This is a genomic window from Streptococcus infantis, from assembly GCF_047460825.1.
GTDB classification, from domain to species: Bacteria; Bacillota; Bacilli; order Lactobacillales; family Streptococcaceae; genus Streptococcus; species Streptococcus infantis_V.
Map to the genome: position 1 here is coordinate 132,055 of NZ_JASHFO010000001.1, position 26,897 is coordinate 158,951.

At 39.9% G+C, this 26,897-nt stretch carries 27 protein-coding genes and 1 pseudogene; 24 read left to right on the forward strand and 4 right to left on the reverse strand.

What is annotated here, in order from left to right; all coding sequences use genetic code 11:
* Window positions 1-61: 61 nt before the first annotated feature.
* Entirely contained in the window at window positions 62-793 is a 732-nt protein-coding gene (locus tag QM911_RS00625; RefSeq protein WP_414312781.1) for an NAD-dependent protein deacylase, read from the forward strand.
* 228 nt (window positions 794-1,021) lie between these two features.
* Here the strand turns inward: QM911_RS00625 and QM911_RS00630 are convergent, their stop codons facing one another.
* The 3 genes from QM911_RS00630 to coaA all read right to left on the reverse strand — a co-directional run bounded on the left by QM911_RS00630 (window position 1,022) and on the right by coaA (window position 2,820).
* Complete coding sequence (locus tag QM911_RS00630) at window positions 1,022-1,534, reverse strand: DNA topology modulation protein (protein ID WP_414312782.1); 513 nt, start codon at window positions 1,532-1,534, stop codon at window positions 1,022-1,024.
* A gap of 64 nt (window positions 1,535-1,598) precedes the next feature.
* Entirely contained in the window at window positions 1,599-1,847 is a 249-nt protein-coding gene (gene rpsT / locus QM911_RS00635; RefSeq protein ID WP_029689628.1) for a 30S ribosomal protein S20, read from the reverse strand.
* A 52-nt stretch (window positions 1,848-1,899) separates the two neighbouring features.
* Window positions 1,900-2,820, reverse strand: coding sequence for a type I pantothenate kinase (gene coaA, locus QM911_RS00640; RefSeq protein WP_414312783.1), 921 nt, complete (start codon window positions 2,818-2,820; stop codon window positions 1,900-1,902).
* 201 nt (window positions 2,821-3,021) lie between these two features.
* On the opposite strand from coaA, the pseudogene QM911_RS00645 reads away from it, so the two are divergent.
* From QM911_RS00645 to QM911_RS00690, 10 genes and pseudogenes are all read left to right on the forward strand, one after another.
* Window positions 3,022-3,425 (forward strand): annotated as a pseudogene (locus tag QM911_RS00645) (hypothetical protein).
* A gap of 169 nt (window positions 3,426-3,594) precedes the next feature.
* Window positions 3,595-3,873: a 1,4-dihydroxy-2-naphthoate prenyltransferase gene (locus QM911_RS00650; RefSeq protein ID WP_414312784.1), complete on the forward strand. Its 279-nt coding sequence runs from the start codon at window positions 3,595-3,597 to the stop codon at window positions 3,871-3,873.
* Window positions 3,874-3,980: 107 nt separating this feature from the next.
* On the forward strand, window positions 3,981-4,571 hold the full coding sequence (locus tag QM911_RS00655; protein WP_414312785.1) for a class I SAM-dependent methyltransferase: 591 nt from the start codon (window positions 3,981-3,983) through the stop codon (window positions 4,569-4,571).
* Window positions 4,568-5,851 carry a pyrimidine-nucleoside phosphorylase gene (locus QM911_RS00660; RefSeq protein ID WP_414312786.1) on the forward strand — a complete coding sequence of 428 codons (1,284 nt, stop codon included), beginning with the start codon at window positions 4,568-4,570 and terminating at the stop codon, window positions 5,849-5,851. Before QM911_RS00655 ends, QM911_RS00660 begins: the two co-directional genes overlap by 4 nt.
* A 17-nt stretch (window positions 5,852-5,868) precedes the next feature.
* Window positions 5,869-6,531, forward strand: a complete 663-nt coding sequence (gene deoC / locus QM911_RS00665) for a deoxyribose-phosphate aldolase (RefSeq protein WP_414312787.1) — start codon at window positions 5,869-5,871, stop codon at window positions 6,529-6,531.
* On the forward strand, window positions 6,518-6,907 hold the full coding sequence (locus QM911_RS00670) for a cytidine deaminase (protein WP_223339199.1): 390 nt from the start codon (window positions 6,518-6,520) through the stop codon (window positions 6,905-6,907). Before deoC ends, QM911_RS00670 begins: the two co-directional genes overlap by 14 nt.
* Window positions 6,908-6,997: 90 nt before the next feature.
* On the forward strand, window positions 6,998-8,050 hold the full coding sequence (locus QM911_RS00675; RefSeq protein ID WP_414312788.1) for a BMP family lipoprotein: 1,053 nt from the start codon (window positions 6,998-7,000) through the stop codon (window positions 8,048-8,050).
* A gap of 142 nt (window positions 8,051-8,192) precedes the next feature.
* On the forward strand, window positions 8,193-9,722 hold the full coding sequence (locus tag QM911_RS00680; RefSeq protein ID WP_414312789.1) for an ABC transporter ATP-binding protein: 1,530 nt from the start codon (window positions 8,193-8,195) through the stop codon (window positions 9,720-9,722).
* Window positions 9,722-10,780, forward strand: coding sequence for an ABC transporter permease (locus QM911_RS00685; protein ID WP_373093686.1), 1,059 nt, complete (start codon window positions 9,722-9,724; stop codon window positions 10,778-10,780). Before QM911_RS00680 ends, QM911_RS00685 begins: the two co-directional genes overlap by 1 nt.
* Before the next feature lie 2 nt (window positions 10,781-10,782).
* Window positions 10,783-11,739, forward strand: coding sequence for an ABC transporter permease (locus QM911_RS00690; protein WP_316108452.1), 957 nt, complete (start codon window positions 10,783-10,785; stop codon window positions 11,737-11,739).
* A gap of 30 nt (window positions 11,740-11,769) precedes the next feature.
* On the opposite strand, the gene plsY is transcribed toward QM911_RS00690, so the two are convergent.
* Complete coding sequence (gene plsY / locus QM911_RS00695; protein ID WP_414312790.1) at window positions 11,770-12,411, reverse strand: glycerol-3-phosphate 1-O-acyltransferase PlsY; 642 nt, start codon at window positions 12,409-12,411, stop codon at window positions 11,770-11,772.
* Between the two features lie 215 nt (window positions 12,412-12,626).
* Between plsY and QM911_RS00700 the strand changes: the two genes are divergently transcribed.
* The 13 genes from QM911_RS00700 to pcp all read left to right on the forward strand — a co-directional run bounded on the left by QM911_RS00700 (window position 12,627) and on the right by pcp (window position 26,825).
* A complete protein-coding gene (locus tag QM911_RS00700) occupies window positions 12,627-13,268 on the forward strand; it encodes an amino acid ABC transporter permease (protein ID WP_414312791.1) in 642 nt (213 codons plus the stop codon).
* Between the two features lie 10 nt (window positions 13,269-13,278).
* Window positions 13,279-13,908 carry an amino acid ABC transporter ATP-binding protein gene (locus QM911_RS00705; RefSeq protein ID WP_049527923.1) on the forward strand — a complete coding sequence of 210 codons (630 nt, stop codon included), beginning with the start codon at window positions 13,279-13,281 and terminating at the stop codon, window positions 13,906-13,908.
* Between the two features lie 9 nt (window positions 13,909-13,917).
* On the forward strand, window positions 13,918-14,760 hold the full coding sequence (locus QM911_RS00710; protein ID WP_049527925.1) for an amino acid ABC transporter substrate-binding protein: 843 nt from the start codon (window positions 13,918-13,920) through the stop codon (window positions 14,758-14,760).
* A 149-nt stretch (window positions 14,761-14,909) separates the two neighbouring features.
* Window positions 14,910-16,853 (forward strand): DNA topoisomerase IV subunit B, encoded by a 1,944-nt coding sequence (gene parE, locus QM911_RS00715; RefSeq protein WP_414312792.1) that lies wholly within the window; start codon window positions 14,910-14,912, stop codon window positions 16,851-16,853.
* 33 nt (window positions 16,854-16,886) lie between these two features.
* Window positions 16,887-17,294, forward strand: coding sequence for a YkvA family protein (locus QM911_RS00720; protein ID WP_414312793.1), 408 nt, complete (start codon window positions 16,887-16,889; stop codon window positions 17,292-17,294).
* Between the two features lie 49 nt (window positions 17,295-17,343).
* Window positions 17,344-17,886 (forward strand): hypothetical protein, encoded by a 543-nt coding sequence (locus QM911_RS00725; RefSeq protein ID WP_414312794.1) that lies wholly within the window; start codon window positions 17,344-17,346, stop codon window positions 17,884-17,886.
* Window positions 17,876-18,694 carry an aminoglycoside 6-adenylyltransferase gene (locus QM911_RS00730; RefSeq protein ID WP_414312795.1) on the forward strand — a complete coding sequence of 273 codons (819 nt, stop codon included), beginning with the start codon at window positions 17,876-17,878 and terminating at the stop codon, window positions 18,692-18,694. Before QM911_RS00725 ends, QM911_RS00730 begins: the two co-directional genes overlap by 11 nt.
* Window positions 18,695-18,912: 218 nt before the next feature.
* Window positions 18,913-21,390 carry a DNA topoisomerase IV subunit A gene (gene parC / locus QM911_RS00735; protein ID WP_414312796.1) on the forward strand — a complete coding sequence of 826 codons (2,478 nt, stop codon included), beginning with the start codon at window positions 18,913-18,915 and terminating at the stop codon, window positions 21,388-21,390.
* 124 nt (window positions 21,391-21,514) lie between these two features.
* Window positions 21,515-22,537, forward strand: coding sequence for a branched-chain amino acid aminotransferase (locus QM911_RS00740; RefSeq protein ID WP_414312797.1), 1,023 nt, complete (start codon window positions 21,515-21,517; stop codon window positions 22,535-22,537).
* A gap of 21 nt (window positions 22,538-22,558) precedes the next feature.
* Entirely contained in the window at window positions 22,559-24,526 is a 1,968-nt protein-coding gene (locus tag QM911_RS00745; protein WP_414311508.1) for a peptide ABC transporter substrate-binding protein, read from the forward strand.
* Between the two features lie 31 nt (window positions 24,527-24,557).
* Window positions 24,558-25,247, forward strand: a complete 690-nt coding sequence (locus QM911_RS00750) for a DUF969 domain-containing protein (protein WP_414312798.1) — start codon at window positions 24,558-24,560, stop codon at window positions 25,245-25,247.
* Window positions 25,244-26,167 (forward strand): DUF979 domain-containing protein, encoded by a 924-nt coding sequence (locus QM911_RS00755; protein WP_414312799.1) that lies wholly within the window; start codon window positions 25,244-25,246, stop codon window positions 26,165-26,167. The genes QM911_RS00750 and QM911_RS00755 overlap by 4 nt, the downstream gene beginning before the upstream one ends.
* A 13-nt stretch (window positions 26,168-26,180) precedes the next feature.
* Entirely contained in the window at window positions 26,181-26,825 is a 645-nt protein-coding gene (pcp, locus tag QM911_RS00760) for a pyroglutamyl-peptidase I (RefSeq protein ID WP_414312800.1), read from the forward strand.
* Window positions 26,826-26,897 lie beyond the last annotated feature (72 nt).

Below are 26,897 nucleotides of genomic sequence, written 5' to 3' on the forward strand. Positions count from 1 at the left end.
TGGTTGACAGAAGCTAAAGGTTTTCAACTTTTTTAGAACAAAAAACTTAAGGAGGGATAAAATGGATAAGATTGAACAATTACAGGAACTGATAGATCAAAGTCAGAGAATTGTCTTTTTCGGTGGTGCAGGGGTTTCTACAGAGTCTAATATTCCTGATTTTCGAAGTTCTGATGGTGTTTATAGTCTTAAGTTGGGACGCCATTTTACTGCAGAGCAACTTGTTTCACGCACCATGTTTGAACGCTATCCAGAGGATTTTTTTGACTTCTACAAAAAGTATCTGGTCTATCCAGATGCCAAGCCAAATTTAGCACATATTTATCTAGCATTTTTGGAAAAGACTGGTAAATTAAAGGCGATTGTGACGCAAAATATTGATAGCTTGCATGAAATGGCGGGTTCTGAAAATGTTTTGAAACTGCATGGTAGTGCAGATCGAAATTACTGTTTGGGCTGTCATCGCTTTTATGATTTGAATGCATTTTTGGCACTTGAAGGTTCAGTTCCTTACTGCTTAGATTGTGGTAAGGTGGTCAAACCTGACGTAACCCTTTATGAGGAACCTCTGGATATGGATGTTTTTAGTCGAGCAGCCCAAGTCATTCAGCAAGCAGATTTATTGATTATTGGAGGAACTTCCTTAGTCGTTTATCCTGCAGCTAGCCTAATCAATTATTTTTCAGGGGCAAATCTTGTCGTTATCAACAAGTCCAGTACTCCTCAAGACAGCCAAGCTGATTTAGTTATCGAAGGTAAGATTGGAGAAGTGTTTTCTAAATTGAGACAATAAAAAACTGAAAGAAGTAGGACTATACTTCCTTCAGTTTTTTGTATCACGAACTCAGAAACTATGAACACGATTCTCTTCATTTCTAGGGAATCTTATATTTGATTTATAAATTGCTCGAGTTATTTTTAATTGTTGAGTAAAAGGAAAAAAGTAAGATTTTCTGGATGAAAATCTTCCTTTTTTAGTCAATAAGTACATGCTGATTTTAATGAAATGCTACTATATTGTTTACTTTTTTAAAGATCGCAAAAAACAATCAATCTCTGCTTGAGAATGGAGAATACGCATCTTTTCTGGGTAAGTATTGTTTAAGTATTGGTATCTATCCTTAGCATTTTTTGTTCGACCATCCCAGAGAATCCAACGGATAAATTCCCAGTTGAATTGCTCGGGACATCCCGCAGCCATACTTTCTCTGACTTTTCCTCTGTATTTAAAATAGCGCTTAAAGGCTCTTAGCAAACAAGTCCACGATGAGAAGTTTAAAAAGATGATCTGGTCAGCTTGCTCCATTCTTTCCTCATAGCAACACCAAGAGTAGTTGCCATCAATGACCCAATTTTTGTTTTTGGATAAAAAGTCCTTCATTTCCTTAAGCATCCAGTCACGGTCACTGTCCTGCCAACCAGGTTGAAATTGGAGAGTATCCATATGAAGTTTGGGGATGGAGTAGTGCTTAGCCAGTTTTTCTGCAAGAGTAGATTTACCTGATCCTGAATATCCGATGATAGCTATTTTCATAATAACCTCCAGAAAATGTGCACAAAAAAAGCTCCGAAGAGCTCATTTTGTATGCAGTTAAAGATTAACCAAGTTTAGCTGCAAGACGTGCTTTATCACGGCTAGCTTTGTTTTTGTGGATCAAACCTTTAGTTTCTGCTTTATCGATAGCTGAGCTGGCAGCACGGTAAAGTTCTTCAGATGGGTTTGCTTCAAAAGCTTTGATAGCAGTACGCATAGCTGATTTTTGAGCTGAGTTCTTTTCGTTTTGTTTAACGTTCAATTCAGCGCGTTTGATAGCTGATTTAATGTTTGCCAATGTTCTTACCTCCATTTTTACTAACTATACCATTATATCTGAAAACTTACGTTTTGACAAGGGAAAATTATTTTTTTAAGTAAATTTCATCAATTTCGTGATTTTTAGATTTATGGAGAATGACCTCGGCACGATTTCGTGTCGGTTCAATGTAATTTTGGAGATTGGTGAGGTTGATACTGGTCCAAACTTGGTGAGCAAAATCCTTGACTTCACTAAGAGGAAGTTGAGTGAAACGATAGTAATAGTTGCCTGGATCATCTTGAGCAAAGCTAAGGAGTTTTAAGAATCGATCCAAATACCAACTTTCAATGTCTTCGACAGCGGCATCGACATAGATTGAAAAGTCAAAGAAATCAGTAATATAGAGACGGGCATTATGTGGATTTTGGAACACATTGATTCCCTCAACAATAACAAAATCAGCGGCTTCTACTCGTTGTTTTTGACCTGGCACGATATCATAGATTTCATGGGAATAAACAGGAATATCAACATCCTGCCCATTTTTAAGTTGGTCTAGGAAATTAAGCAAAGCTTCCATGTCGTAACTCTCAGGAAACCCCTTGCGGTTGAGGATATCTTGCTCTATCAGAATACTATTTGGGTATAAAAAACCATCCGTAGTAACTAGTTCAACACTTGCTCCAGGAACGATACGAGACAGCAAAATTTGCAAGAGTCGACTAGTAGTTGACTTACCTACGGCAACACTTCCTGAAACTCCAATAATAAAGGGCTGCTTTTTGCTCTCTCTTTGAAGGAAAATGCCTTTTGAGAAGGCAAGGTCTTCTTTGGAACGTTTGTAAATCTGAATCAGATGTGCCAGTGGCAGATAGATATCTGTAACGTCTTGAAGGCTAATCTGGTCATTGAAACTCTTAATAGAATCTAACTCTTCCTCGGTCAAGGGAGGAGTTGTTTTGCGATGCAAGGATTGCCAAGTTTCGCGGTTTATCCTTTCAAAATGTAAAAATTCGTTGGTCATTTGTTTTCCCCTAGATATTTTGTCTATCATACCATAAAAAGCTAAAAAAATAAAGCGGTTTCTTGAATGTGATAAGTCAGTAGTATATACTATAAGTAGATAGAGAATGAACAATTTATTGATGAAGTAGGAGCTGATTTCTCCTGATTTTATCAGCTAATAAAGGGGGCTTTTTAGTACACAACTTATAGGAGATGTACTATGAAAATCATAAAAAGTTACATATTGGAACTCTGTTTTATTTTAAGTTTGCTTTACCTTTTATAAAAGGAGTAAATGCGGATAATGGTAGACGTTTTGTGGAAATTTATTACGGTTTTACATTTTTAATGGATTATGCCATTGTAACAACTATTTTCATTTGTTCACTCCTCCTTGCATGGCTGTTAAGGAAAGGTTGGACAAAATTCCTTGCTGCTGGTACTTATCTATTTTTGATTTTGTGGATTGCTACAGAGGGTTATTTATTCCGCATGTCAATAGAAGATTTGATACGCCTGTGGACAAGTTTGGAAATCCTGACACAAACTTATCAGTTGGGCTTTTATCTAAACATCTTCTTGGGAATCCTGTTGATAATTAAGTATTTGAAGGTGAAGCAATAGTAATCAAAATGCGTCTGATTATAGACAATAAATTTGTTGTTTTATCCTGACTGTGATACCTTATAGCTCCCAATGACTTGTCATTCGTTTCCAATAATTGATAGAGATTGAAGGAAAGCGCTTTCTTTGTTAAAATATAAGGGGGAAAACCAATAAAGGAGGTGTTAAGATGAAAGCTAGATTAAGAGAAAAAGAGCTGTTTTTTATCAGTCTATTTGTAGTTGTTTTATGGTTATCACCAAACTGGGTGAATTTTTCTTTTACGATAGGAACTCAGAGCCATAACTGGACCACTTTTGTTTTGTTCATCTTATTACCCCTCATAGGTCTTGGCTACCTTGTGCTAGCTTTCTTTAAACGAAAGTGTTGGCTCTTCTTTTTTGGTCTTGCTTGCATTTTTGCTTTTCCGATTACCATGGCAGTTGGGAGCTTTTTACTAGGTCCCTAATGTTAATCCGAATTTATATTATTTTTGAGAAAATACAATGTGCTTAAAGGGCTTGATACCATTGTAAACGATTTACAAATAACTTATTTTTATGGTAAAATAGTGTCATGAGTAAAATGTATTATGCAGAAAATCCAGATGCAGCCCATGATGTTCATGAGCTTAGAGTTGAGCTACTTGGGCAAAAGATGACCTTTTTGACAGATGCGGGTGTCTTTAGCAAAAAAATGATTGACTTTGGAAGTCAGTTGTTGTTGAGATGTCTTGATATTGAAAAAGGTGAAAAAATTCTTGATGTTGGTTGTGGCTATGGTCCGATAGGTTTGTCTTTGGTTAAAGCATATGGTGCCCAAGCAACTATGGTGGATATCAATAATCGTGCCCTGGATTTAGCCCAGCAAAATGCAGTAAAAAACAAGGTTCAAGCGACTATCTTCCAGTCTAATATTTATGAGCAGGTAGAAGGACAATTTGACCATGTCATTTCCAATCCTCCTATTCGCGCTGGCAAGCAAGTAGTCCACGAAATCATTGAGAAAAGTAGAGACTTTTTAGTAGATGGTGGAGATTTGACGATTGTCATCCAGAAAAAACAAGGAGCTCCTAGTGCCAAAAGTAAGATGGAAAAAGTCTTTGGCAATTGCGAGGTTGTAAAGAAAGATAAGGGATATTATATCCTTAGAAGTGTGAAAGAATGAGAACAGTAGATCTAATCCAGAAAAAAAGAGACGGGCAAGAACTCAGTTCGAACGAAATCCAATGGTTGATTGAAGGCTATGTGGCAGGAACTGTTCCTGATTACCAGATGTCAGCATTTGCCATGGCAGTTTACTTCCAAGGAATGACCACGAGAGAAATTTCTGATTTAACCATGAATATGGTTAAGACAGGTCAGGAGTTTGATTTGTCAGCTATAGATGGTGTGAAGGTTGATAAACACTCTACGGGTGGTGTCGGTGACAAGGTAACTTTAATCCTAGCACCCTTGGTAGCCAGTTTTGATGTCCCAGTAGCTAAAATGAGCGGTAGGGGCTTAGGCCACACAGGTGGTACTATCGATAAATTAGAATCCATTAAAGGTTTTCAGATTGAACGAAGTCAGGATGACTTCATCAAACAGGTTCAAGATATTGGGGTTTCAGTTATTGGTCAATCTGACCAATTGGTTAAGGCTGATAAGCTTCTCTATGCCCTTCGTGATGTGACGGCAACAGTTGATACCATTCCCTTGATTGCTAGTTCGGTCATGAGTAAAAAAATTGCAGCTGGAGCGGATGCTATCTTACTTGATGTAACAGTTGGTGAAGGCGCCTTTATGAAAACAGTCGACGAGGCACGCCAACTGGCTCAAACCATGGTAAATCTTGGGAAGGCTGTAGGTCGTAAGACAGTAGCAGTCATTACAGATATGAGCCAACCTTTGGGACGCGCCATTGGGAATCGTTTAGAAATCCTAGAAGCCCTAGAAATTCTTCAAGGAAAAGGGCGCGAGGATATTAGTCACTTTATCTGCCAACTTGCTCAGATTATGCTGTCTCTAGCAAATGTTGAAAAAACGGTCGAGGAAGTTAAAGGACATCTTGAAAATGGTCAGGCACTCAAGAAGTTTGAAGAGATGATTCTTGCTCAAGGCGGGGATTTAGAAGATCTCTATCGACCTGTAAAAGTTGATCATGTAGTAGAAATTCCTGCTCAGGAAGATGGTGTCATTGAGGCACTTCCAGCCATGGAGTTCGGTCTCTTTGCCATGAGATTGGGTGCTGGTCGTGCAGTTAAAACAGACTCCCTTGACTATGAGACAGGGATCGTTTTTGAGAAGAAAGTGGGAGATTCGGTCAAACAGGGTGAAATTGTCGCAAAAGTATATACAAATGGCAAAATTTCTCCGGAACTAGTTACAGATTTCCAAAAATATGTTAAAATTAAGGTGAGTGATGAAGCGTTCATATTACGTGAAATCATTGAAATCATCTCCTAATTTAAGGAAAAACCGAAATGAAATTAAATAAATACATTGATCATACGCTTTTAAAGCAAGATGCATCAGAAGAACAAATTGATCGTTTGTTATCTGAAGCTAAAGACTATGATTTTGCCAGTGTTTGTGTCAATCCTTGCTGGGTTTCGCATGCAAAAACTGCACTCGTAGATTCTGATGTCAAGGTTTGTACAGTAGTAGGCTTCCCTCTAGGAGCCACAACATCTGCTGTTAAAGCCTTTGAAACCAAAGAAGCCATCCAAAATGGTGCTGACGAAATTGATATGGTTATCAATGTTGGTGCACTCAAATCAGGAAATGCCGCATTAGTTGAGTCAGACATTCGAGCTGTTGTTGAAGCAAGCGGAGATAAACTCGTTAAGGTTATTATCGAAGCTTGTTTATTAACTGATGAGGAAAAAATTCTCGCTTGTCAACTAGCCCAGAAAGCAGGAGCTGACTTTGTCAAGACTTCTACTGGTTTCTCATCTGGTGGAGCAACTTTAGCAGATGTGAAGTTAATGCGCCAGACAGTTGGACCTGTTATGGGTGTTAAGGCTGCTGGTGGAGCTCGTTCTTATGCAGATTCTGTAGCTTTTGTAGAAGCAGGTGCGACACGTATCGGAACATCTTCTGGTGTAGCAATCTTAAAAGGAGAGTTAGCAGATGGCGACTACTGAGTTGATTGACTTAGCGATTGAGACTAGTAAAAACGCCTATGTACCCTATTCACACTTTCCAATTGGTGCCGTTCTGGTTGCCAAGGACGGCAGTGTTTATACAGGATGCAATATTGAAAATGCTAGCTACCCCTTGACCAACTGTGGTGAGAGAACAGCCATTTTTAAAGCTGTCTCTGAAGGACAACGTGAGTTTTCAGAGTTGATTGTCTACGGTCAAACTGAAAAACCTATTTCTCCTTGCGGAGCTTGTCGCCAAGTCATGGTCGAATTTTTTAAACCAGATCTAAAGGTGACTCTAGTCGCCAAAGATAAAACGACGGTCGAGATGACGGTCGGGGAATTACTTCCATACTCATTTACAGACTTGAAATAGTCTGTGTCACTCTCTGAGTGGCAAGGGTCCTTGTGACCAATCAATCCATACTTGCAACTTCGTTGCGCATCTTATTTAGGAGGTTCAGTAATGAACAAGAAACAATGGCTAGGCCTTGGTCTAGTTGCAGTAGCAGCATTTGGACTTGCTGCATGTGGTAATCGCTCTTCTCGTAACGCAGCTTCTTCTTCTGATGTGAAGACTAAAGCAGCTATCGTTACAGATACTGGTGGTGTTGATGATAAATCATTCAACCAATCAGCTTGGGAAGGTCTTCAAGCTTGGGGTAAAGAGCACAATCTTTCAAAAGATAATGGCTACACTTACTTCCAATCAACAAGTGAAGCTGACTACGCTAACAACTTGAACCAAGCAGCGGGAAGCTACAACTTGATTTTTGGTGTTGGTTTTGCCCTTCACAATGCAGTTGAAGAAGCAGCAAAAGAACATTCAGATAAAAACTATGTTTTGATCGACGATGTAATTAAAGATCAAAAGAACGTAGCAAGCGTAACATTTGCTGATAACGAAGCAGCTTACCTCGCAGGTGTAGCAGCAGCTAAAACTACTAAAACAAAACAAGTAGGTTTTGTAGGTGGTATGGAATCTGAAGTTATTTCTCGTTTTGCAGCTGGTTTCAAAGCTGGTGTTGAATCAGTTGACCCATCTATCAAGGTTCAAGTAGACTATGCTGGATCATTTGGTGATGCTGCTAAAGGTAAAACAATTGCTGCAGCACAATACGCTGCAGGAGCAGACGTAATCTACCAAGCAGCTGGTGGTACTGGTGCAGGTGTTTTCTCAGAAGCTAAATCTTTGAACGAAAGCAAAAATGAAAGTGAAAAAGTTTGGGTTATCGGTGTAGACCGTGACCAAGTTGAAGAAGGTAAATACACTTCTAAAGATGGTAAAGAATCAAACTTCGTACTTGCTTCTACTTTGAAACAAGTTGGAACAACAGTTCAAGACCTTTCTAACAAAGCAGAAAAAGGTGAATTCCCTGGTGGTCAAGTTATCGTTTACTCATTGAAAGATAAAGGTGTTGACTTGGCAGTGACAAACCTTACTGAAGAAGCTAAGAAAGCTGTTGAAGATGCAAAAGCTAAAATCCTTGACGGTAGCATCAAAGTTCCTGAAAAATAATTAAAGGAAGTCATTTCTTAGGAAGCGGCCTTGGGCCGCTTCTTTAAGAATTGGGGCAAATGAATTTTGTCTCAATAGAGCTTGTTAAGATCTCTTTAGCAGGTTTTATTGAAATAAAATAAAACTCTGAAAGGAAGAGCACATGGCACACGAAAATGTCATTGAGATGCATGAAATTACCAAAGTTTTCGGTGAATTTGTCGCTAACGACAAGATTAACCTTGAACTTCGTAAAGGTGAAATTCATGCACTTTTAGGAGAAAATGGAGCTGGGAAGTCCACTCTTATGAACATGCTAGCAGGGCTTCTAGAACCAACTAGTGGTGAAATTGTGGTCAACGGTCAAGTTGTAAAACTAGACTCGCCATCAAAAGCCGCTAGCCTAGGGATTGGAATGGTTCACCAACACTTTATGTTGGTAGAGGCTTTCACTGTTGCTGAAAATATCATTTTGGGAAGCGAATTAACCAAAAATGGTGTTCTAGATATTGCTCGAGCAACTCGAGAAATTCTTGAACTATCAGAGCGTTATGGACTAGCTGTGGATCCTTCTGCCAAAGTAGCAGATATCTCTGTTGGTGCTCAACAACGTGTTGAAATTTTGAAGACACTTTATCGTGGTGCCGATATTCTCATCTTTGACGAACCAACTGCCGTTTTAACTCCGTCAGAAATCGATGAGTTGATGGCTATCATGAAGAACTTGGTCAAAGAAGGCAAATCAATTATCTTGATTACCCACAAGTTGGATGAAATTCGTGCGGTTTCTGACCGCGTTACAGTTATCCGTCGTGGTAAATCAATCGAAACAGTTGAGATTGCGGGTGCAACTAATGCTGACTTGGCAGAAATGATGGTCGGACGTTCTGTTTCCTTCAAAACTGAGAAGCAAGCACCTCAACCTAAAGAAGTCGTTCTTTCCATCAAAGACTTGGTTGTTCATGAAAACCGTGGCGTTCCTGCTGTTAAGAATCTTTCACTCGATGTTCGAGCTGGTGAGATTGTCGGAATTGCCGGTATTGATGGAAATGGTCAGTCTGAATTGATCCAAGCTATCACAGGACTTCGTAAGATTGAGTCTGGTAGTGTGGAATTGAAAGACCAGTCCATTGTAGGATTGCATCCGCGTCAAATTACTGAACTGAGTGTTGGTCACGTTCCGGAAGACCGTCATCGTGATGGTTTGGTCTTGGAAATGATGATTTCTGAAAATATCGCTCTTCAAACCTACTATAAAGAACCTCTTAGCAAGAAGGGAATTTTAAATTATACGAATATCCTTGACTATGCAAAAAAATTGATGCAGGAGTTTGATGTTCGTGCTGCTAGTGAGATTGTTCCAGCTTCGGCTCTTTCTGGAGGAAATCAACAAAAAGCAATCATCGCTCGGGAGATTGATCGAAATCCGGATCTCCTCATCGTCAGCCAACCAACTCGTGGTTTGGACGTCGGTGCCATTGAGTACATTCACAAACGCTTGATTCAAGAACGTGATAATGGGAAAGCTGTCCTTGTAGTCAGCTTTGAACTAGATGAGATTCTAAATGTCTCAGATAGAATCGCTGTTATCCATGATGGTAAGATTCAAGGGATTGTAACGCCAGAAACAACCAACAAGCAAGAACTTGGTGTCTTGATGGCTGGTGGTGAATTGGAAAAAGGAGAAGAGTGATGTCTAAAAAATTACAACAAATTTCGGTTCCCTTGATTTCTGTTATCCTTGGAATCTTGCTTGGAGCCATCGTCATGTGGATTTTTGGCTATGATGCTATTTGGGGTTATGAAGAGTTGTTCTACACAGCCTTTGGTAGTGTTCGTGGAATCGGTGAAATTTTCCGTGCCATGGGGCCACTAGTCTTGATTGCTCTTGGATTTGCAGTTGCGAGTCGTGCTGGCTTCTTTAACGTTGGTCTTCCAGGACAAGCACTCGCTGGTTGGGTTATGAGTGGCTGGTTCGCTCTTTCAAATCCAGATTTGCCACGTCCATTGTTGATTCTTGCGACAGTTGTCATTGCGCTGGTGGCTGGAGGAATAGTTGGTGCCATTCCTGGTATTTTAAGGGCCTACCTCGGAACATCTGAAGTCATCGTAACCATCATGATGAACTACATTGTTCTCTATACAAGTAATGCCTTTATCCACTCTTTCCCTAAAGATATCATGCAAAGTACTGACTCATCAATTCGAGTAAGTGCAAATGCAACTTATCAAACACCTTGGCTTGCTGAGTTAACAGGAAACTCTCGTATGAATATTGGGATTTTCTTTGCCATCATTGCAGTTGCAGTTATTTGGTTCTTGCTTAAGAAGACAACTCTCGGTTTTGAAATCCGTGCAGTTGGTCTCAATCCAAATGCTTCTGAATACGCTGGTATTTCAGCGAAACGTACCATTATTCTATCAATGATTATTTCTGGTGCCCTTGCAGGTCTAGGTGGAGCTGTAGAAGGTCTTGGTACCTTCCAGAACGTTTATGTCCAAGGTTCATCATTGGCAATCGGATTTAATGGTATGGCGGTCAGTCTACTTGCTGCAAACTCACCAATTGGAATTCTCTTTGCAGCCTTCTTGTTCGGAGTGCTTCAAGTTGGAGCTCCAGGTATGAATGCTGCACAAGTGCCATCTGAGCTTGTAAGTATCGTTACAGCCTCAATTATCTTCTTTGTCAGCGTTCATTACATCATCGAACGCTATGTCAAACCAAGAAAACAACTTAAAGGAGGTAAATAAGGATGTCGATTACAACAATGCTAACCCTTATGGTTTCTTCAATGTTGATTTACTCAGCACCACTTATTTTCACAAGTATCGGAGGCGTTTTCTCTGAACGTGGTGGAGTTGTTAACGTTGGACTTGAAGGAATCATGGTCATGGGTGCCTTCTCTGGAGTTGTTTTTAACCTTGAATTTGCACAAGATTTGGGAGCATTAACTCCTTGGTTGGCTCTTCTCGTCGGTGGATTAGTCGGAGCTATCTTTTCACTAATTCACGCAGTAGCTACAGTTCATTTTCGTGCTGACCATGTTGTCAGTGGTACCGTACTTAACTTGATGGCTCCAGCCTTGGCAGTCTTCTTGGTGAAGGTGCTTTATAACAAGGGACAAACGGATAACTTAACGCAAACTTTTGGACGTTTTGATTTTCCTCTTTTGGCTAATATCCCAGTTATCGGAGATATCTTCTTCAAGTCAACAAGTTTACTTGGTTACCTAGCAATTGCCTTCTCATTCTTAGCATGGTTTATCCTCTTTAAGACTCGCTTTGGACTTCGTCTTCGTTCAGTTGGTGAACACCCACAAGCAGCAGATACTTTGGGGATTAATGTCTACAAGATGAGATATCTTGGAGTTGTGATTTCAGGTTTCCTTGGAGGAATCGGTGGAGCTATCTACGCTCAGTCAATTTCCGTTAACTTCTCAGTTACAACCATCGTTGGACCTGGATTTATCGCACTTGCTGCTATGATCTTCGGTAAATGGAATCCTGTTGGTGCTATGCTTTCAAGTCTCTTCTTTGGACTATCACAAAGTTTAGCAGTTATCGGTTCTCAACTTCCTTTCTTGCAAGGAGTCCCAGCCGTTTACTTGCAAATTGCACCATATCTTTTGACCATTGTCGTACTAGCAGCCTTCTTTGGTAAAGCTGTTGCACCGAAAGCAGATGGTATCAACTATATCAAATCTAAATAAACAAGAAAGCGTCGGTTTGAAACTGACGCTTTATTTTTTAGGTTTTTGATGGGTAAGATTTAGTCCCCAAGGAACTAGGTTCTCAGTTTTGTTTTGAATACGATTGATGTTATCCTTATGGCGAATGATAATTAGACTTGCGAGGGCTAGGATAATCACTACAAATAATAAATCGTAACTTGGCAGTAGGAAACCGATAAGTGGAAAGAGAATCACCCCAAGTACAGCAGCGAGGGCAGCAGTAACACTAGAGAGAGAAATCATACTGCCTAGATAAAGAGTGCCGAAGAAAACAACTGCTAGATAGAGGCAAAATAGAGGAGCAAATCCGAAAATGACTCCAGCACTAGTTGCGACAGCTTTTCCTCCTTTAAAGCTTGCAAATACTGGGAAGGTATGCCCAATCACAGCTAAAAGGCCAAAGACTAGAGGTGAAACTCCTTGAACATGAAAGATAAGTGGGAGTAAGGCTGCGATGGTTCCTTTGAAAAAGTCAATCACGAAGGTTGCCATACCCGCTTTCTTACCTAGGATTCGAAAGGTATTGGTCGTTCCAGTATTACCAGAACCATGTTCTCTTAGATTAATCTTAAAGAAGATTTGCCCGATCCACAGTCCTGAAGGGATAGAACCCAATAAATAAGCTAAAATTAATAATACTATTGTCATCATGCTTCTATTATACCATGAAATGAGAGAGAAACGGAAAGGAATCTTATCTCAATTTGTGACATCTGATTCTTTATGTAAGTAGAAAATTTTTCTCATGAACACTATTGTTCGGAAATCAAGATTAAAGTTTTAAAAATTCATGAAAGTTTCTGAAATTCCTTGATTTTGTGTTTATTTATGCTATAATAGGAACAATTATTTTTAGGAGGTGGAATATGTCTTACTTATTCGAGATATTACCAAGTTTATTGAGCGGTGCTATAATGACTTTACAAGTTTTTGCACTGGTCTTGCTCTTTTCAATCCCTTTAGGTATTTTGGTTGCCTTTTGCTTACAGGTCCATTGGAAACCCCTCCATTACATAATTGATGTTTATATCTGGGTGATGCGTGGAACACCCTTACTTTTGCAACTAATTTTTATTTATTATGTCCTACCAAGTATCGGAATTCGATTGGACCGGGTGCCAGCTGCGATTATTGCCTTCACGCTTAATTATGCAGCCTACTTTGCTGAAATTTTCCGTGGAGGAATTGCAACCATTCCTCAAGGGCAATACGAAGCAGCTAAGGTTTTGAAATTCAATCCTTTCGATACCGTTCGCTATATCATTTTGCCACAGGTGACCAAGATTGTTTTACCAAGTGTATTTAACGAGGTTATGAGTTTGGTTAAGGATACTTCTCTGGTCTATGCGCTCGGTATTTCAGATTTAATCCTAGCTAGTCGTACTGCAGCCAATCGTGATGCTAGCTTGATTCCAATGTTTCTAGCAGGAGCTATTTATCTGCTTGTGATTGGTATCGTTACAATTTTAGCTAAGAAACTTGAGAAAAAATTCAGCTACTATAGATAGGAGGTTATCCATGTTAGAGTTAAGAAATATCAGCAAAAAATTTGGAAAAAAAGAAATTTTATCCAATTTCAGTTTAACAATTCCTGAAAAGCAAATTTTGGCCATCGTTGGACCTTCTGGTGGTGGAAAGACAACCTTGCTTAGAATGTTAGCTGGACTTGAAACTATTGATTCAGGAGAGATTTTTTATAACGGAGAATCATTACCTTTGGATGAACTTGAAAAACGACACTTGTTAGGATTTGTTTTTCAAGATTTTCAGCTTTTTCCTCACTTATCCGTTATGGAGAACTTGATTTTGTCACCTATCAAGACTATGGGGATGTCTGAGGCAGATGCGAAGAAGAAGGCAATCGACTTACTCACTCGTCTAGGTCTCAAAGCTCATGTGGATGCCTATCCATACTCATTATCTGGTGGTCAAAAGCAACGGGTTGCCTTAGCACGTGCAATGATGATAGATCCAGAAGTGATTGGATATGATGAACCAACTTCGGCTCTTGATCCAGAGTTGCGTCTCGAAGTTGAAAAACTGATTTTACAAAATCGAGAATTAGGTATGACTCAGATTGTCGTTACCCACGATCTTCAGTTTGCAGAGAATATCGCTGACCAAATTCTCAAAGTAGAGCCTAAGTAGGAGGTGTCTATGAATCGAAAGAAAATCAGCCTTGTTTTGGCATTCTTTCTTACTTTTTTCCTGGTAGGATGCACGCAAAAAGCTAGCAATCCTAAAGTAGATAATTGGGAAAAATACCAACAACAAGGAAGCATTACTATTGGATTTGACAATACTTTTGTTCCTATGGGATTTGAAGAAAAGAATGGGCAATATGTTGGATTTGATATTGATTTAGCCCAAGCCGTTTCTGAGAAACTGGGGTTCAAGGTACAGTTTCAACCCATTGATTGGGATATGAAGGAAACAGAACTTCAAAATGGGACTATTGACGCTATTTGGAATGGTTATTCTGCAACGGATGAACGTTGTGAGAAGGTAGCTTTTACAATACCGTATATGGAGAATCAGCAGGTTCTCGTGTCAAAAAAATCGCAAAATATCCAGTCAGTTTCGGATATGAAAGATAAGATTTTGGGGGCCCAAGCAGGTTCTTCTGGTTATCTAGATTTTGAAGCTCAGCCAGATCTTCTAAAGAATATTGTTAAGGACCAAAAGGCTAATCAGTATCAGAGTTTTAATGAAGCCTTGATTGACTTGCAAAATGATCGGATTGATGCTCTTTTAATTGACCGTGTTTATGCCAACTATTATCTTAAAACGGAAGGGATATTAGACCAGTATGAGATTTTCCCAGCTGGTTTTGAGAGTGAATCCTTTGCAGTTGGAGTTAGACCGGCTGATAAGACTTTGCTAGAAAATTTAAATAAAGCTTTTGTGGAATTGTATCAAGATGGAAAATTCCAAGAAATTAGCCAAAAATGGTTTGGTGAAGATATTGCAACAAGTCAAGTTAAAGGAAAAGAAAACTGAGACTCGTGTCTTGGTTTCTTTTTTTTAGGGTGAGAATGAGTGATTTTTTTACTAAAAAGAACTTGTGAATAGTCTTATTAACTAGAAAATTTTGCAAAATCCTTAGAAAACCTGTAAAATAGAAAAGATGAACAAATAGGAGGTTCCTTGTGTCAAAAAAGGAAATCAATATTAACAATTATAATGATGATGCCATTCAGGTGCTAGAAGGGTTGGATGCGGTCCGTAAACGTCCAGGGATGTATATCGGATCGACTGACGGTGCTGGGCTACATCACCTTGTTTGGGAAATTGTCGATAATGCAGTCGATGAAGCTCTGTCTGGATTTGGTGATCGCATTGATGTAACCATTAATAAGGATGGAAGTTTAACGGTTCAAGACCACGGACGTGGGATGCCGACTGGGATGCACGCTATGGGAATTCCAACGGTTGAGGTGATTTTTACCATTCTTCACGCTGGAGGAAAATTCGGTCAAGGTGGTTACAAGACTTCTGGTGGTCTCCACGGGGTTGGTTCTTCAGTCGTGAATGCACTCTCTAGTTGGCTGGAAGTAGAAATCACTCGTGATGGTGCAGTCTACAAGCAACGTTTTGAAAATGGTGGAAAGCCAGTAACCACTCTTGAAAAGGTTGGAACGGCACCAAAATCTAAGACAGGTACAAAAGTGACCTTCATGCCGGATGCTAGTATCTTTTCTACGACAGACTTCAAGTACAATACCATTTCAGAGCGTCTCAATGAGTCGGCCTTTCTCTTGAAAAATGTAACCTTGTCATTAACGGATAAGCGAACAGATGAAGCAATTGAATTCCATTATGAGAATGGGGTACAAGACTTTGTTTCCTACCTCAATGAAGACAAGGAAACCTTGACACCTGTTTTGTACTTTGAGGGGGAAGATAATGGTTTCCAAGTAGAAGTAGCTCTCCAATACAATGATGGATTTTCAGATAACATTCTGTCCTTTGTTAACAACGTTCGTACCAAGGACGGTGGAACGCATGAGACAGGATTCAAGTCTGCCATTACCAAAGTCATGAACGACTATGCGCGAAAAACTGGCCTTCTCAAAGAAAAAGATAAAAACCTAGAAGGTTCAGATTACCGTGAAGGGTTGGCGGCAGTTCTTTCCATCCTTGTTCCTGAAGAACATTTGCAGTTTGAAGGACAGACTAAGGATAAACTAGGAAGTCCCCTTGCTCGTCCCGTTGTAGATGGGATTGTAGCTGATAAGTTGACCTTCTTCCTTATGGAAAATGGGGAACTGGCTTCTAACCTCATCCGTAAGGCTATCAAGGCGCGTGATGCTCGTGAAGCGGCACGTAAGGCGCGTGATGAGAGCCGAAATGGGAAGAAAAATAAAAAAGACAAGGGCTTATTATCTGGGAAATTGACTCCAGCCCAGTCCAAGAATCCTGCTAAGAATGAACTCTATCTAGTTGAGGGGGACTCTGCCGGTGGTTCTGCCAAACAAGGTCGTGACCGCAAGTTCCAGGCAATCTTACCTCTTCGTGGTAAGGTTATCAATACAGCTAAGGCAAAGATGGCCGATATCCTCAAAAATGAAGAAATCAACACCATGATTTACACCATCGGTGCTGGTGTAGGAGCAGACTTCTCTATTGAAGATGCCAACTATGACAAGATTATTATCATGACCGATGCGGATACCGACGGTGCCCACATCCAAACGCTTCTCTTAACCTTCTTTTATCGCTACATGCGTCCCCTAGTAGAAGCAGGGCATGTCTATATTGCCCTTCCGCCTCTTTACAAGATGTCTAAAGGGAAAGGTAAGAAAGAAGAAGTAGCCTATGCATGGACGGACGGAGAGCTAGAAGAGCTCCGCAAACAGTTCGGCAAAGGAGCTACCCTTCAACGCTACAAGGGGCTTGGTGAGATGAATGCGGACCAACTTTGGGAAACAACCATGAACCCAGAAACACGTACTCTTATTCGTGTCACGATTGAAGACTTGGCACGCGCAGAACGCCGCGTCAATGTTCTCATGGGGGATAAAGTCGAACCGCGCCGTAAATGGATTGAAGATAATGTTAAATTTACACTGGAAGAAGCGACAGTGTTTTAAAATTAGGATATAAATACAAATGGAGGACAAGATATGTCTGAAAATCTAAGTGAAGAGCAAGTTAAAGAAGCTCTTGAAAGTGGCTATGCGCAATCTGAGGCCCTATTAAACGATAAAGATGAATTAGATGATTTTTTGTACCGTTTGGAGCAAAAAATTAAAGAGATGCCATTGGTTGGTAAGAAATTTACAATGATCCCAGTCATGATTTCTTTAGTGAAAAATTATGCTCAAGGGAAATACACAACGGTTCCTTATGGAACTATTTTAGCCGTTTTAAGCGCACTTCTTTATTTCCTTTCCCCAATTGACATTATTCCAGATTTTATTCCGTTAGCAGGCTACTTGGATGATATGGCTGTTGTAGGACTTTGTATGAATATGGTCAAAATAGACATTGAAACCTATGATAAATGGCGTCAGTCTCAAGGATTGATCTGAAAAATCGTCTATATTTCTTAATTTTAGCTCTCTAAAAGAGGTATACATCATGATAAGTTTATTGTATCATACTCCTTTTCTTGAGATAGTTTTAGCTATAGGTGCAGTTATGTTTATAACAGCTAAACAAGGAAAACCTGAGAAAATTCGCTTTCTTGAATTCTTACTATTAGCTATAGTAACCGCCTGTGTCTTTTTATTTGATAATCCTTTTAGATCCAATCCTTATGCAGGTTTGCTATTCTATACTTTTGACATTTTTATTTTCACACCAGCTAGCTTAGCTTTTGGATTCACAGCTATTTATAAGAGCAATAAACATCTCAAACATTATCCTAGTAGTTACTCAAAACTTCTTAGGCTAAATGCCTGGTTTTTAGAAATATTTTCAGTTATTAATTTCCTATTTTTAATGCTGACTGAAGAAATGGGAATTATGTTGCTGCTACCTTTTTTTGGAATTAGTTCTATCATTCAATTTATAGTTGGAGAGCTTGAAAGAAAAAGAGTTCAGAAGCTTCTTCAGCAAAGAAATGAAGATGCTGTTATTCAGAACCTAGAGACCACTGAGGAAGAACCACATGAGAACTGACCAGGAAATACTTGAACTAATTTTAGAAACAGCTAAAAAGATACAGGTTGATGCTGTGGCTCTATCTGGTTCACGAACTGATACAAAAGCACCAAAAGATGAGTTTCAGGATTACGATGTGGTCTATGTCGTGGACGACTTAGATAATCTGACGAGTGACCTTTCTTGGTTAGACCAGTTTGGCACTCGTATCATTGAGCAGCATAATATCCTTGGCAACCGTCGTCTCTACCTCATGCTCTTTGAAGATGGTAACCGGATTGATTTGACCCTTTGCCCCAAAGATCATATCCAGGAGTGGGTAGAAAGCGAAGCGGATTTCACGGTGCTAGAGGACACTAAGGGCTTGTTTGCGCCATATTCTTCAAATCCTCAGCGTTACTGGACAAGTCCAGCTACTGAGAAGGATTTAAAAAAAGCCTGCAATGAATTTTGGTGGGTTTCCGCCTATGTGGTTAAGGGAATCTGTCGCAAGCAAGTCTTCTATGCCATTGACCATCTTTATGGTATTTGTCAACAAGAACTCCTAAAGATCTTGGCTTGGCAGGTGGCAAGTGATGGGGGGGCTGTCGACATCGGCAAGAACTATAAGTATCTCTTTAACTATTTACCTGCTGAGAAGGAGAAAGAATTCTCAAATCTGCTTGATTTCTCAAGTTTAGATAAAATCACTCATTCTTTATTGGCTACGATGCAAAATTTCCACCAAGAAGCTCAAATCCTTGCCCAAAAGATGGGCTTTGAATACGATAGGGAAGTAGCTGAGAAGATGATTGAGTACGCTGAGGAAAAGCTTCCTGATTACTAAGAAAATAAAGAACTCTATTTAACAATTTAAACTACAGAAAGGATAGTTTAGTTATATAAAGTAACTGAACACCCTTTCTATAAAATCTACTCTACATTCTTTGAAAGGAGTTGAACACGCCCTAAATACTGTGTGAAAAAGATAAATTCTCTTGTGAGCATCGCTCACTGCAGGAATTTCCTATTTTCACTTTGCATTTTACGGGCTTTGTATCTTATATGAGTAATATCCAAAACATGTCCCTGGAGGACATCATGGGAGAGCGCTTTGGTCGCTACTCCAAGTACATCATTCAAGACCGGGCTTTGCCAGACATTCGAGATGGATTGAAGCCGGTTCAGCGTCGTATTCTTTATTCGATGAATAAAGATGGCAATACTTTTGATAAGAGTTATCGTAAATCAGCCAAGTCTGTCGGTAACATCATGGGTAATTTCCACCCACATGGGGATTCTTCTATCTATGATGCCATGGTTCGTATGTCTCAGGACTGGAAAAACCGTGAGATTCTAGTTGAAATGCATGGTAACAACGGTTCCATGGACGGTGATCCACCTGCCGCTATGCGTTATACAGAGGCCCGTTTGTCTGAGATTGCAGGTTACCTTCTTCAGGATATCGAGAAAAAGACAGTTCCTTTTGCTTGGAACTTCGACGATACCGAGAAAGAGCCAACTGTCTTGCCAGCAGCCTTTCCAAATCTTTTGGTCAATGGTTCTACAGGGATTTCAGCTGGTTATGCCACAGATATTCCACCGCATAATTTGGCCGAAGTTATTGATGCGACAGTCTACATGATTGATCATCCGACTGCCAAGGTAGATAAGTTGATGGAATTCTTGCCTGGGCCAGATTTCCCTACGGGAGCTATCATCCAAGGCCGTGATGAAATCAAAAAGGCCTATGAAACTGGTAAAGGGCGCGTGGTTGTTCGTTCTAAGACGGAAATTGAGAAGCTTAAAGGTGGTAAGGAACAAATCGTTATTACTGAGATTCCTTATGAAATCAATAAAGCTAACTTAGTCAAGAAAATTGATGAAGTTCGTGTCAATAACAAGGTAGCAGGTATCGCTGAGGTTCGTGATGAGTCTGACCGTGATGGTCTTCGCATTGCTATCGAACTCAAAAAAGATGCGAACACGGAGCTTGTTCTCAACTACCTTTTCAAGTACACTGACCTACAAATCAACTACAACTTCAACATGGTGGCGATTGACAATTTCACACCTCGTCAGGTTGGGATTGTACCAATCTTGTCTAGCTATATTGCCCACCGTCGTGAAGTGATCTTGGCGCGTTCTCGCTTTGATAAGGAAAAGGCTGAAAAACGTCTCCATATAGTGGAAGGTTTGATTCGTGTCATCTCTATCCTGGATGAAGTTATTGCCCTTATCCGTGCTTCTGAGAACAAGGCTGACGCTAAGGAAAACCTCAAGGTCAGCTATGATTTTACAGAAGAACAGGCTGAGGCCATCGTTACCTTGCAACTGTACCGTTTGACCAATACAGACGTGGTTGTCTTGCAAGAAGAAGAAGCAGAACTTCGTGAAAAGATTGCTATGCTTGCAGCTATCATCGGTGATGAACGAACTATGTACAATCTCATGAAAAAAGAGCTTCGTGAGGTCAAGAAGAAATTTGCGACACCTCGATTGAGTACTTTAGAAGATACTGCTAAAGTAATTGAGATTGATACAGCTAGTCTTATCGCAGAGGAAGATACCTACGTCAGCGTAACCAAGGCAGGCTACATCAAACGTACTAGCCCTCGTTCCTTTGCAGCTTCAACGCTAGAGGAGATTGGAAAACGGGATGATGACCGTTTGCTATTCGTCCAATCCGTCAAGACTACCCAGCACCTCTTAATCTTTACAACGCTTGGAAATGTCATCTATCGACCAGTCCATGAGTTGGCAGATATTCGTTGGAAGGATATCGGAGAGCATTTGAGCCAGTCTATTACAAACTTTGAAACCACTGAAGAAGTACTTTACGTCGAAGTGGTGGATCAGTTTGACGATGAGACAACTTACTTTGCAGCAACACGACTTGGCCAAATCAAACGTGTTGAACGCAAAGAATTCTCTCCATGGAGAACCTACCGTTCTAAATCTGTCAAGTACGCTAAGTTGAAAGACGATAGTGACCAGATTGTAGCAGTAGCTCCGATTAAATTGAATGATGTTCTATTAATCAGTAAAAATGGCTACGCTCTTCGCTTTAATATCGAAGAAGTGCCAGTTATCGGTGCTAAAGCTGCAGGTGTCAAAGCCATGAACTTGAAAGCAGATGATGAGCTTCAATCTGCCTTTATCTGCAATACGTCATCCTTCTATCTGTTAACGCAACGTGGAAGTTTGAAACGTGTTTCAACAGAGGAAATTCCAGCAACCAGTCGTGCCAATCGTGGTCTTCAAGTCTTGAGAGAATTAAAGAGTAAACCCCATCGCGTATTCTTGGCTGGAGCGGTCTCAGAACAAGGATTTGTTGGAGATCTCTTTAGTACCGAAGTAGAAGATGGAGAACAAACGCTTGTGATTCAATCAAATAATGGAACGATTTACGAAGCAATCCTACAAGATTTGAATCTATCAGAACGTACAAGCAATGGAAGCTTTATCTCAGATAGCATTTCTGATGAAGAAGTTTTTGATGCTTATCTCAAAGAAATCTTTAAAGAAATCAAAGAAAATTAAAAATCGGTCCTAGTGACTGATTTTTTATAAGTAAAATTTTCAGAAAATTACAAATAATACTTGAATTTTTAGGAGAATAGTGTAGAATAGAACACAAAGCCTGATTAGAATAAAGGAGATTATCATGACAGTTATGATCGATTGGGAAAATCTCGGTTTTTCCTATATGAAACTACCTTATCGTTATATCGCTTATTTTAAAGATGGACAATGGGCTCAAGGAGAATTAACAGAAGATGCAACCTTGCATATCTCAGAATCATCTCCAAGCCTTCACTATGGACAACAAGCATTTGAAGGATTGAAAGCCTATCGTACAAAGGATGGCAGTATTCAACTCTTCCGTCCAGATGAAAATGCTAAACGTCTGCAACGTACCTGTGATCGTCTCTTGATGCCACAAGTTCCAACAGAAATGTTTGTAGAGGCTTGTAAAGCCGTTGTACGTGCTAATGAGGAATACGTACCACCTTATGGAACAGGTGGAACCCTTTACCTTCGTCCACTCTTGATTGGTGTTGGAGATATCATTGGGGTAAAACCAGCTGAGGAGTATATTTTTACCATCTTTGCGATGCCAGTTGGAAATTACTTTAAGGGTGGATTGGTTCCAACAAACTTCTTGATTCAAGATGAGTATGACCGTGCTGCACCAAATGGAACAGGGGCTGCCAAGGTCGGTGGGAACTATGCAGCTAGTCTTTTGCCAGGAAAAATGGCTAAATCCCGTCATTTCTCAGATGTTATTTATCTTGACCCATCAACTCACACCAAGATTGAAGAAGTCGGTTCAGCAAACTTCTTTGGAATTACAGCTGATAATGAGTTTGTAACCCCATTGAGTCCATCAATCTTGCCATCCATTACCAAGTACTCATTGCTTTACTTGGCAGAGCATCGTTTGGGCTTGAAACCTGTTGAGGGGGATGTACCAATTGATAGTTTGGATCGATTTGTAGAAGCAGGTGCCTGCGGTACTGCAGCAGTAATTTCACCTATTGGGGGAATCCAACACGGTGATGACTTCCATGTGTTCTACAGTGAGACAGAGGTTGGTCCAGTAACTCGTAAACTATACGATGAATTGATAGGTATCCAATTTGGTGACATTGAAGCACCAGAAGGTTGGATTGTAAAAGTAGATTAAAAATTATTAAAGGAGTTCTTTATGAAAACGAAAAAGTGGATGTTAACAGCAGGAGTGGTCCTGAGTACAGCAGTTCTTCTTGTAGCTTGTGGGAAAGCTGACAAGGAAGCAGATGCGCCTACAACTTTCTCTTATGTCTATGGAGTAGACCCATCATCTTTGGACTACAGTATCGCAACTCGTACTTCAACAACTGATATCATCGGTAACGTCGTTGATGGTTTGTTGGAAAACGATGAATATGGGAATTTGATTCCTTCCCTTGCTGAGGATTGGAGTGTCTCACAAGACGGTTTGACTTATACTTATAAACTTCGTAAAGGGGTTAAATGGTACACGTCAGAAGGTGAAGAATACGCTGAAGTAACTGCGCATGACTTTGTTACAGGGTTGAAACACGTAGCAGATGGCAAATCAGACGGTGTCACTCTTATTCAAAACTCAATCAAGGGCTTGAATGAATATATGACTGGTGAGACTAACGACTTCTCAACAGTTGGTGTTAAGGCAGTAGATGACTATACTGTTGAGTACACTCTAAATGCACCTGAAACTTTCTGGAATTCAAAAGTAACTTCAGCAACTATGTTGCCAGTAAATGAAGAATTCCTCAAAGCATCAGGTAAGAATTACGGAACGGTCAGCCCAGCTGGTATTCTTTATAACGGTCCATATATCTTGAAGACATTGACTTCAAAATCTTTAATCGAATATGAAAAGAATCCAAATTATTGGGATAAAGAGAAGGTTAAAATCGAGAAAGTTAAATTAACTTACTATGATGGTTCAGACCAAGAATCCTTGATTCGTAGCTTCTCTTCAGGTGTTTACACAACAGCTCGCCTCTTCCCAAGTAGCTCAAACTTTGCCTCAACTTTGGAACAATACGGAGATAAAATTACTTATAGCCCACAAGATTCAACTAGTTACTACTTTACCTTTAACGTAAACCGTCAATCTTTCAATAAGACCGCGAAAACAAGTGAAGAACAGAAAACTTCTACAAAAGAAGCAATGTTGAACAAGGACTTCCGTCAAGCAATCAACTTTGCCTTCAACCGTCATTCTTATGCTGCCCAGCTCAATGGTGAAGATGGTGCGGATAAGATTATTCGTAATAGCTTAGTACCAGACAATTTCGTTCAATCTGGTGGTAAAAACTTTGGTGATATCGCTCAAAAAGAATTGATCAACTATGGAGACCAATGGAAAGGTGTTGAGCTCGTTGACGGAAAAGATACCATCTACAATCCTGACAAAGCCAAAGCTTCATTTGAAAAAGCTAAGAAAGAATTGGAAGCAAAAGGTGTAACCTTCCCAATTCACTTGGATGTTCCAGTTGAACAGACAGATACCATTGCCGTTCAACAAAGCAATTCCTTTAAACAATCAATCGAGTCAACACTTGGTTCTGAAAATGTCGTGATCGATGTTCTTCAAATGACTGATAACGAGAAGGAAAGCATTACATCTCAAGCACGTGTTCCTGCTCAAAAAGACTATGACTTGAACAGTACTGGATGGGCTCCAAGCTACCAAGATCCAGCAAGTTATCTCAATATCATGGATCCTAAGACCGGTTCTGCTATGAAACACCTTGGTATTACTAAAGGGAAAGATAAGGAAGTAGTAGCTCAACTAGGTTTGGACGAATATAAGAAACTCTTGGATGATGCAGTTTCTGAGACAAACGACTTGGATAAGAGATATGAAAAATATGCTAAAGCTCAAGCGTGGCTCACTGATAGTTCTCTCTTGATGCCAACAGCTTCATCAGGTGGTTCACCAGTTGTCAGCAACATTGTTCCTTTCTCTAAACCATACTCACAAGTTGGTATTAAGGGTGATCCGTACATCTTCAAGGGAATGAAATTGCAAAAAGAGATTGTATCTGCTAAAGAATACCAAGCAGCTCTTGAAAAATGGCAAAAAGAGAAATTGGAATCAAACAATAAATACCAAAAAGAACTAGAAAGTCATGTCAAATAAACCATATTAGTATTTTGGAAAAGGGGCCTATATGGAATGGATAAAACTAATAGGGATACTTATCATTGTGGTTGGTTTTATCTATAAATTAGATACCATTGCAACGGTAGTCTTAGCTAGTTTAGTTACAGCTCTAGTTTCTGGAGTTTCTCTTGTTGAGTTCTTGGAAATTTTGGGAAAAGAATTTAGTAATCAACGAGTTCTGACGATTTTTATAGTGACTTTGCCACTGGTAGGTTTATCAGAAACTTTTGGGCTCAAGCAACGTTCGATTGGCTTGATTCAAAAGATTAGAGGACTGACTGTAGGAAGTTTTTATACAGTGTATTTCTTTTTTCGGGAACTCGATGGTTTCTTTGCCATTCGTCTAGGAGGACATCCGCAGTTTGTAAGGCCTTTGGTTCAACCCATGGGACAAGCAGCAGCGGAGTCACAATTAGGTAGAAAATTAACGGTGCAGGAGAGCGAAGCGCTAAAAGCGCGTGCAGCAGCAAATGATAATTTTGCAAATTTCTTTGCTCAGAATACTTTCGTTGGTGCAGGTGGTGTCCTCTTAGTTGGGGGCACTCTGGACCAATTAGGTTACGAAAGTAATTATGCAGGCATCGCTTCGGCTTCACTTATTATTGCAGGAGTTGCCCTTCTTGTAGTAGGGATTTACAATTATCTGTTTGATAAAAAACTGCTAGCTAATAAGCTTAGTAAAGGGAAAGAAGAATGACCAATCTAGCAAGACAGTTATTAGAGTTGACCTATATTGTGATTGGTTGTCAATTCCTTCATACGGCTTATTGTAGCTATAGAGATAAAACAAACCCAGTTCGCTTTGGAACGGCTGGGTTTTGGGCTTTATTGGGCATCAGTTTTATCGGTGGTTCCTATCTACCTTCTGTCTGTATTGGAGTTATCGTAGTGCTATTAGCCCTGCTAACTCTCTTTAAACAGGTTCGTATCGGAACCTTACCGTCTCTGGATGAAGTCAAGGCAAATATTGAAGCTAAACGACTAAAGAATAAAATTTTTATTCCAGTCATGTTAATGGCTTTGATTGCTTTGGTATTAGCAAAAATGATCCCTGAGTTTAGTAAGATTGCTATCAGTCTTGCAGCATTTTTCGCAACCATCTCTCTTTTATTGATTACTAAGAGTTCTCCTAGAAGTTTGTTAGCAGAAAACAATCGCATGGTGCAACAAGTTTCAACCAGTGGGATTGTGCCTCAACTTTTAGGTGCTTTAGGGGCAATATTTACCGTAGCAGGAGTTGGAGACCTGATTTCTCATTTGATAAGCGGTCTAGTGCCTTCAGGTAGTCGTTTTATGGGAGTGTTAGCTTATGTCCTTGGGATGGTTCTATTCTCCATGATAATGGGGAATGCATTTGCTGCTTTCACAGTTATTACTGCTGGAATTGGTGTTCCCTTTGTATTTGCCTTGGGAGCTGATCCAATCGTGGCTGCAGCTCTAGCAATGACGGCAGGTTGCTGTGGAACCTTATTGACTCCAATGGCGGCTAACTTTAATGCTTTACCGGCAGCTCTCCTGGATATGAAAGATCCAAATGGGGTTATCAAAGCGCAAGTAGGAGTGGCTATTATCATGATTATTCTACATATATTTTTGATGTACTATTTGGCGTTTTAGCAAAGGAAATAAAATGAAAATATTAGTAACAGGTTTTGATCCTTTTGGTGGTGAAAAGGTCAATCCAGCCTTGGAAGCTGTTAAATCATTACCGTCAGAGATTCATGGCGCAGAGATTCATTGGGTAGCAATCCCAACGATCTTTTATCGATCAGCAGAGGTTTTAGAAGCAGAAATTGTCCGCTTTCAGCCAGATGCGGTGCTTTGCATCGGACAAGCAGGAGGAAGAGCGAGTTTAACTCCTGAGAGAGTCGCTATCAATCAAGATGATGCTAGAATTCCAGACAACCAAGGAAATCAGCCGATAGACACACCTATACGCCTGGACGGTCAAGCAGCCTATTTTAGCACACTCCCTATTAAAGCAATGGTTCATGCGATTAAAGAGGAAGGGTTGCCAGCTACAGTGTCCAATACAGCAGGAACCTTTGTTTGTAATCATTTGATGTACCAGGCTCTCTATTTAGCGGATAAAAAGTTTCCAAATATGAGAGCAGGCTTTATGCATATTCCCTATATGACAGAACAGGTGATCAATAAACCTAATACAGCATCTATGAATTTAACTGATATCGTCAGAGGTATCGAAGCTGCGATTGGTGCTATAGTAGATTATAAAGATAAGGACATAAAATTAGTGGGTGGGACAACCCACTAACAATGAGTCTTCCCTAGATTAAAAAATTAGATTTTGTCACAAAAACTCTTTATCAAGGTTGTCTTGATAAAG